Consider the following 6956-nt stretch of genomic DNA (forward strand, 5'->3'; position numbering starts at 1 on the left):
TTGTGAAGGGGTTTGGAGTTATTTATTTTTAAATATATTATGGTACGTGAAATTATATTTTTTGTAACTTAAACATGCACCCATCTTTTTATGTCTTTCCCTTTTCTATCGCGGATTTTACCGGTAATCTTTTAAACCTTCTTATCAATCCCTGTGCAGGGATTTCGTCTTTTTACATGGAAATATATTCACTTTGTCTTTTCCTTTTGTTAGAAAGGCATCTGAGCGTCCGTTTTTCTCACTTTCCACAAAAAAACGAACGATTTTATCGGATTCTAAAAACCAATAAAACAAAATATACAGATTAGAGATGCACCGTCAAATGAGAAGAACAATAGTACACCGCTCGGTGTTTCAACTCTTCATACGTGTATAATTTTTGTTTCTCAAATAATTTGGGATGCTTCTGTCTATAGTATCCGAACAATTCTTCCCCATTTTTCCGTATACGATACCGACGTGTTTCTCTAATTGTGCCTGATATTTCTTCAGAATCAAATTGTCCTAGAATCTGTAATGCTTGTGAAGAGGGAAATTCTTCCCCTGTCACATAGGAATGAATAAAAATGATTTCTTTTATTATGATATACGTGTAATATGAATTTACACCCATAAAAGAATCCTCTCCTCGTTCTATTTTTGTATCTGTACATGACTAGGCAGATACAAAAAGCTATCTGTTTATCCCATCAGTATGTGAACCGTTTGTTTCACTTGTTTATCGTCCACTCGATAAAATACTTCTGTTCCTTTGCGTTCATGTGATAACACTTTATGATTTCTCATTTTATGAAGATGTTGTGAAACCGTAGATTGTGGTAATTTTAAAATCTTTTGTAATTCGGTAACATTTAAAGCATTTTTCTCTAATAATTGATGTACAATTTGTAGACGGACAGGATGTGCCAATACCCTCAGTATTTCCGCACTTCGCTCGAGTTCATAATTAAGATCGTTGAGCTCCATATAAAAAACATTTGTCATCTTCTTTCGCCTCATTCTTTTTTCAGAGTATTTTCTCATATACACGTTTTTTCGTTAGCAAAGAATCTAACATGTTACACTTACAAACTATCTTGCACCGTTCTCTTTCTCCCTTTATACTGAAACAAGTATATATCACAATAAGAGGTGCCTTATGAACAAATCAGAATTAATCAAACAAGTCGCAATACAATCTGAACTAAAAAAGCCACAAGCAAGTCTGGCAGTAGATGCAGTATTAGAATCCATTCAACATGCACTACAAACTGGAGAACATGTTCAGCTACTTGGCTTCGGTACATTCGAAGTTAGAGAACGTGCTGCACGTGAAGGACGCAATCCACATACTGGTGAAGCTCTTACGATCCCTGCGGGAAAAACACCTGCCTTTAAAGCAGGAAAAGCATTAAAAGAAGCTGTAAACGCTAAATAATATTTCTGTAACAGTAGCATGAATCCAGTAGGAATCATGCTACTGTTTTATTTTAGAATCGAATTGTAGAGATCGCATGTTTATATACAAACTGTTGCTTTCCTTCAACTTCTATTAAAACAGAATAAGTATCAAATCCTCTTATCATTCCTTTTACATGCAATCCTTTTAACAGAATTAAAGTGATATCCTTCCTCTTTTGAAACGCCTCTTGTAACAATTGTTCCTGCAAAGATAGCATGTTCTTACTTCTATCCTTTTGAAATGCTTGTAATTTCGTTTCCAACGAGTACGCCCCCTATTCTTCTCATACAGTTACTTTGTATTGTTCTAATTCTTCCATAAGCTGTTTCGCCCCTTCTGGGCTCAACGTCAGCTTTCCATCCGCTAGTTTGATATTCTGGGGAGAAATTTCTCCTGTAATCGGACAAGTACCATACGATTGATATTTCTGTAGAATAATCGCATCCTCTTCTACAAAAATTTCTAGCACATCTCCTGAATCTACTTGTAAATTTCGTCTTGTTTCTTTTGGTATCACAATTCGTCCTAAATTATCCATTTTCCGTACAATACCTGTTGCTTTCATAGAAATGTCCTCCTTTTGTACACATAGAATATCTCACATCTTATGTGACCGTTTTCATTTTTTAAAAACTGCATATACTATAAAAAGTTGATATCAATCTGTAGAAATAGCGAGGTTTCCCATGTCTACATCTAATGTTACCCACTTACAAAAACAAATTGAAGAAAAAAAGAAACAACTGCAACAGTTGGTAAAGGCATACGGATATACAGACCCACTAATTCTTGTCTGTAGCCAAGAATTAGATCAACTCGTGTATCTTTTTATGCGTGATTACTCTCCACCAAAAGTTACATGTAAAAAATGATTCCAATTCATCAATAGAATTGGAATCTCATTATACATATGTCCTCTATATTTTACCATAACTGGAGTCTATGTGGACTCAATAAACCAACTTCTGCATAAAAACATGTCATTTGGTATATATTAGGGATAATAATTCCACCCTACATCTTTGATTGCACTCTAGAATGAAGTCAACTAACATGATTATAGGTGGAATTGTCTATCATTCCTTCAAAACAAAAAAAGACGTGCTAACAGGTTCGTCTTTTTTCTAAGATTTTATCTAATCTATTACTTGCTCTCATTTCTTATATAAACCAATTTCATCCCAAAACTCCCCACAATATTAGTATCAAATCATAATAAACATGTAACCAATATGCCATGTGCATATTTCTATATTTAACAAACCACAAAAGGTGAGTCGTAGCTGGTATACCAATTATTAAAATACATTGTAAAATATTGAATTGATAAGCAGTCAGATGCATTACACCAAAAGTAATTCCTGCTAAGAATATTGAAACACCAACTATCACTTTACTACTTATTTTTAAGTATTCCATGCATTTATACCAAAATAACAAGAATGAAATAAACATAATATTTTCACCCAATAGTTGAATAAACACTCCTGGAATACTCAAAAGTATTTCTTGCTCACTTTTTTTATTCATCACATTTGTGGCTGGATTAATTGAAATTACACTGTTTAAAAACAGAACCCAATATAAACCCAATACTATTAGTACTATAGCAGCTATCACACATATCATATGTTGTCTAAACGACATTTTATGAAACAACTCTTTCATAACATCTCTAAAAAGATAACAAAAGACAACAACAATTGGGCCTGTATATACCAATGCTTTAATAATCGATTTCAACACTATCGGAACATCCCTCAACCAGATCTTTAATGTAGCACCATATGGAATATATACCACCGCAATACTTATCAATACCAGTAAACACAAACTAAAGATATTTTTCGATTTCACCAAACCGTGTAAATATTCATCTATACTTTGAAAATTAAACAATAGCTCTTTTTCCATATTGGGTTTCTTTGCCCATCCTTCGAGAAAGGGGAATAAGACAGGAATTACCAATTAATAAACAATCAACGTAACAAAAAGGTAGCATTTTTATATTGTGACAAATTATTTTTGGTACAGTATTTTGTTACGACTAATTCAACAGTTAAGACATTTCATATTTTCAAATAGAAACTGTAACAAAAACGAACGTTTATGTTACAAATATCACCGATAAACAACGTTTGGTAAAAAATGTATTACTATTACCTAGTTTTACACGTATCTCGGCCGAACCCCTATTTATTTCATCATAACAGAAAATTCATATCCTTCCCAACAACACCATTTCAAATTCTAACTTTCAACAACTGAGAGTATCCATTTCAATCAGCAGAAAGTGTAGGATCTCATTGTTTATGTATTGCTAAAATCTGAATAATGAGATACAATCATGCAATGTGGCAGAATGTTTAAATAGAAATGGAGTGAAACATCGTATGTCTTCCAAATGGATTGATAAAATAGCATTTTCAAAAGTACATAAAGAGTTATTGATTCAGTTGTATAGAAAGCAAATCACACGAAGCGAATATGATGTTTTGGTGAATCAGCTATATGTTTTAGAACCAAAAGGAATTGCAAAATAAAACAAGTCAAAATATTATTTTAAGAGTTTTTTTGGAAAAATGTGATGGAGTGTGGGTAATGAGGAGAAATAAAAAAGAAGAGCAAATCAAAAAAATTATGCTCATACAAGAAGAAATTCAGCTATTGATTCAATATGTCGTACAACAATGGGAAAGACAGAAACAGGGACAGCGGAATCCATTTCCTAAATTGGCGTATACAGAGACACACGCATTTGAATGTTCAGAAGCCTACAAAGAAATAAAAGCGCTCTCTACAGAGGCGATACGAGATATGCCAGCATATAAAAGAGAAACGTTGTTGATTCAACTGGAGGAATGGCATCAGTATATGCAAAGTATTGTATCGGCTGTTTTCGAAACGATACAAAAATATTCTGTATCTTAACATAAGGGGATAGGCGATTTAAATCGTGATAAGGGCATAAGACAGAAAAAAGAGTAGCTATTTATTAGCTACTCAAAATGGAATACATATCATGGATGGATAATAGCATGCTCTTATAAACGGTATTTTATACAGAAGGATACGAAAAAACGAAAGCGTTTTCGTGGTTTTTGTGTTACAATTATTTCAAGCAACTCTCTGCTATGTATTAAATATTTTATGCTATACTTACCCGGAAGACTCTCTTATCAAAATATAAGAGAGTTTTTTCTGTGTTATTTCAAAGATGGCGTATCAATTTGAATTGAGAATTGATACTATTCATGTGATGCCTCTTCTAATAAAGTAGCAAGGACTTGTAATTGGTGGATGATTTTTTGCTTAGACTGGCATCCCGCATAGTGGATATGAAAGGATTCTGGAATAGCAGATTCTATTGGTTCTACTGGTAGTGTTGTTGGTTCGAATTGTGGAATCACGGGTATCTCTTGCATTGGGATGGTGGGTACAATTGTTTGCGTTTGGACTGGTTCGGTAGTCTTGGGCTGTTGTGAAGCAATAGGAGGGTTCCGTTGCAAAGTTAGAAAAAATATAAAGAGGGCTATAAATTGGGGATAGAATTTAAGCAATCGCTACTAATTTTTGTAGTTCTTTGTACGCCGAAAAGACGGAATCTGATTCAAGACTTCGTCTCTGTTTATATAGGGCCTGAATCGTTTCAATCCCTTTTATGGTACGAGAAGCGTGTCGGATACTTTGAAACCCAGACGATTTCGCAAATCGACGTTTAACATGTCGATGATCTTGTTAAATCAGATTATTGCGATGTTTTATGGTACATTGTTTTGTATGTGTATAAAAATCGTCTTTCTGTAATTTTTTGAACGCACAAAGCAAGGCAGGCGCTTTATCTGTTGTGAGAACCGATGGTTCTCCAAAATGCTTGACCAATCTTTTCATAAAAGCATACGCTGCCTGATGATCACGAGTTTTTCGAAGTTGAAAGTCCAATGTATGACCATCACTATCAATGGCACGATATAAATAACACCATTTTCCTTTCACTTTGATATAAGTCTCATCTAAATGCCAAGCATGGTGTGCAACTTTGTTTTTCTTTTTCCAAATTTGATAGATCAAATTTCCATATTCATGAACCCAGCGCATAATGGTTGTAGGGTGAACAGAAACTCCTCGTTCTTTCAGGATCTCAGATACATCGCGATAACTTAAAGAAAAACGGCAATAGTAGCCGACGGCTACCAAAATAATATCTTTTTTGAATTGTTTTCCTTTAAAATATCCCATGTATCATTATCCTCATCTCATTTTCCCTAAAGTTTAGCTCCACTCGAAAAACTTTGCAACAGAACCTAAATGAGTATGTGAGAAGTGCGGAAATATTAGGTGTACTTGGACATCCAATACGTTTGTTAATTGTGAAGGAATTGATTGATAAGGGACCATTAAATGTTTCTGAATTGTGGAAAACAATGGAGCTCCTACAGTTTCACAGCATTTACTTAAGTTAAAGATGTTTAAGCTTGTTTCTTGGGAACGTAAGGCAAATGAAATATATTATCATATATGCCTCTCGACATATATTGAGAAAGTTTTTCACCGTATAAAGTAATAAGCACCTCTCAAAAAATGAAAGATGCTTATCACCTATTTGATACATGTTGTGCTAGATATAGAAACTACAATTCCGCACACGGAGTTGAAAGAATGGCAAATACTTCTATCAAAAGTTTCAGCGTCTTTTACACATACATGACAAGCAGGGATTAACTACTTGTCATGTAATTATACGACAAACTTCGACAAAGGTACCTAAATTTATAATAATCAATTAAATATATACGATTTATATGAATTATATATAAAGAAAAGACACTCGAATGAGTGCCCAATCTTTTGTTGAAACCCTATCTAATCACAATTTTATCACACGTTCATTTGAACGTTTATTGAGAAAGTCCTTATGACCTCTAAAAAAGATAACCCTCATTGCGAGGGTTATTAGAATGCCTGTATTTAATTTACATACACAGACGGGAAAGGAACAATATCTATGCTAACATACATCGGAATCTGTGCAGTACGATATGTAAAATTGCATATTTGACATAAATATAGGTAGAGATCGAGTTTAGGAACTTTATCAAGTTTTTTAAGATAATATGAAGTGCCCCCCTAGATTATCAAGTCAGGGATTTTAACCCATAATAATGAGTGAAAACAAACATTACGAATGGGTGTATACCCTATGATAATAGGAGGCCACTATGGAAAATATAATATATATTGGGATGGATGTCCACAAGGAAAGCTTTAGCTTATGTGCATTGCACGGAACAACTGGGGAAATTGTAAGAGAAGCACGATGTGCTTCAAATGTATCTCTCGTAAAAAAATTCGTTGAGAAACTGAAAACAAAATATGGTGAAGATATAAAAATTAAAGCTGGATATGAGGCTGGTTGTTTAGGAGGTTCTGTTGCAAAGTTTAAAAAGCAGAAACGGGTCTGAATAAATTTGGGGAATCATTTAAGCTGTGACTAATAATTTATGCAATTCTTTGT

The 6956-nt window shown here is 33.8% G+C and carries 10 protein-coding genes and 3 pseudogenes; 6 read left to right on the forward strand and 7 right to left on the reverse strand.

Going from position 1 to position 6956, the window contains the following annotated elements; all coding sequences use genetic code 11:
* Nucleotides 1-304: 304 nt before the first annotated feature.
* Together ATL10_RS29965 and ATL10_RS29970 are read right to left on the reverse strand one after the other, a co-directional pair.
* Nucleotides 305-613, reverse strand: coding sequence for a 50S ribosomal protein L7ae (locus tag ATL10_RS29965; protein WP_110498245.1), 309 nt, complete (start codon nt 611-613; stop codon nt 305-307).
* Between the two features lie 68 nt (nt 614-681).
* Entirely contained in the window at nt 682-984 is a 303-nt protein-coding gene (locus ATL10_RS29970; RefSeq protein ID WP_088071665.1) for an ArsR/SmtB family transcription factor, read from the reverse strand.
* Between the two features lie 154 nt (nt 985-1138).
* Between ATL10_RS29970 and ATL10_RS29975 the strand changes: the two genes are divergently transcribed.
* Complete coding sequence (locus tag ATL10_RS29975) at nt 1139-1417, forward strand: HU family DNA-binding protein (protein WP_023521107.1); 279 nt, start codon at nt 1139-1141, stop codon at nt 1415-1417.
* A gap of 52 nt (nt 1418-1469) precedes the next feature.
* Here the strand turns inward: ATL10_RS29975 and hfq are convergent, their stop codons facing one another.
* Nucleotides 1470-1703, reverse strand: coding sequence for an RNA chaperone Hfq (gene hfq, locus ATL10_RS29980; RefSeq protein WP_110498247.1), 234 nt, complete (start codon nt 1701-1703; stop codon nt 1470-1472).
* 21 nt (nt 1704-1724) lie between these two features.
* Nucleotides 1725-2006, reverse strand: coding sequence for an AbrB/MazE/SpoVT family DNA-binding domain-containing protein (locus tag ATL10_RS29985; RefSeq protein ID WP_023521105.1), 282 nt, complete (start codon nt 2004-2006; stop codon nt 1725-1727).
* Between the two features lie 121 nt (nt 2007-2127).
* Here ATL10_RS29985 and ATL10_RS29990 point away from each other — a divergent pair, with 121 nt between their 5' ends.
* Nucleotides 2128-2313, forward strand: coding sequence for an aspartyl-phosphate phosphatase Spo0E family protein (locus tag ATL10_RS29990; protein ID WP_110498249.1), 186 nt, complete (start codon nt 2128-2130; stop codon nt 2311-2313).
* Between the two features lie 304 nt (nt 2314-2617).
* Here ATL10_RS29990 and ATL10_RS29995 read toward each other — a convergent pair whose 3' ends face one another.
* Nucleotides 2618-3355 carry a hypothetical protein gene (locus tag ATL10_RS29995; RefSeq protein ID WP_110498251.1) on the reverse strand — a complete coding sequence of 246 codons (738 nt, stop codon included), beginning with the start codon at nt 3353-3355 and terminating at the stop codon, nt 2618-2620.
* Nucleotides 3356-3822: 467 nt separating this feature from the next.
* Between ATL10_RS29995 and ATL10_RS31490 the strand changes: the two genes are divergently transcribed.
* The gene (locus ATL10_RS31490) at nt 3823-3984 is read left to right on the forward strand and encodes a hypothetical protein (protein WP_172796588.1); all 162 of its coding nucleotides are present in this window, start codon (nt 3823-3825) and stop codon (nt 3982-3984) included.
* A 58-nt stretch (nt 3985-4042) separates the two neighbouring features.
* On the forward strand, nt 4043-4372 hold the full coding sequence (locus ATL10_RS30000) for a hypothetical protein (RefSeq protein WP_098396070.1): 330 nt from the start codon (nt 4043-4045) through the stop codon (nt 4370-4372).
* Nucleotides 4373-4689: 317 nt separating this feature from the next.
* On the opposite strand, the gene ATL10_RS30005 is transcribed toward ATL10_RS30000, so the two are convergent.
* Both ATL10_RS30005 and ATL10_RS30010 read right to left on the reverse strand, forming a co-directional pair.
* A complete protein-coding gene (locus tag ATL10_RS30005; RefSeq protein ID WP_258375838.1) occupies nt 4690-4866 on the reverse strand; it encodes a hypothetical protein in 177 nt (58 codons plus the stop codon).
* Between the two features lie 127 nt (nt 4867-4993).
* Nucleotides 4994-5680, reverse strand: a pseudogene (locus tag ATL10_RS30010) (IS6 family transposase).
* Nucleotides 5681-5733: 53 nt separating this feature from the next.
* Here ATL10_RS30010 and ATL10_RS32090 point away from each other — a divergent pair.
* Nucleotides 5734-6005: pseudogene (locus ATL10_RS32090) on the forward strand (ArsR/SmtB family transcription factor).
* A 655-nt stretch (nt 6006-6660) separates the two neighbouring features.
* A pseudogene (locus ATL10_RS30020) lies at nt 6661-6900 on the forward strand (IS110 family RNA-guided transposase); the annotation flags it as partial.
* Nucleotides 6901-6956: the final 56 nt, after the last annotated feature.

This window comes from Bacillus sp. 196mf (genome assembly GCF_003217275.1).
Taxonomy (GTDB): domain Bacteria; phylum Bacillota; class Bacilli; order Bacillales; family Bacillaceae_G; genus Bacillus_A; species Bacillus_A thuringiensis_S.

Excerpts from the sequence above, each read along its gene's own strand:
- ATL10_RS29990 (WP_110498249.1), top strand. The coding sequence starts at position 2,128 with ATGTCTACATCTAATGTTACCCACTTACAAAAACAAATTGAAGAAAAA.
- ATL10_RS29985 (WP_023521105.1), bottom strand. The coding sequence starts at position 2,006 with ATGAAAGCAACAGGTATTGTACGGAAAATGGATAATTTAGGACGAATT.
- ATL10_RS29975 (WP_023521107.1), top strand. The coding sequence starts at position 1,139 with ATGAACAAATCAGAATTAATCAAACAAGTCGCAATACAATCTGAACTA.
- ATL10_RS29995 (WP_110498251.1), bottom strand. The coding sequence starts at position 3,355 with ATGGAAAAAGAGCTATTGTTTAATTTTCAAAGTATAGATGAATATTTA.
- ATL10_RS29970 (WP_088071665.1), bottom strand. The coding sequence starts at position 984 with ATGACAAATGTTTTTTATATGGAGCTCAACGATCTTAATTATGAACTC.
- ATL10_RS30000 (WP_098396070.1), top strand. The coding sequence starts at position 4,043 with ATGAGGAGAAATAAAAAAGAAGAGCAAATCAAAAAAATTATGCTCATA.
- ATL10_RS29965 (WP_110498245.1), bottom strand. The coding sequence starts at position 613 with ATGGGTGTAAATTCATATTACACGTATATCATAATAAAAGAAATCATT.
- ATL10_RS30005 (WP_258375838.1), bottom strand. The coding sequence starts at position 4,866 with ATGCAAGAGATACCCGTGATTCCACAATTCGAACCAACAACACTACCA.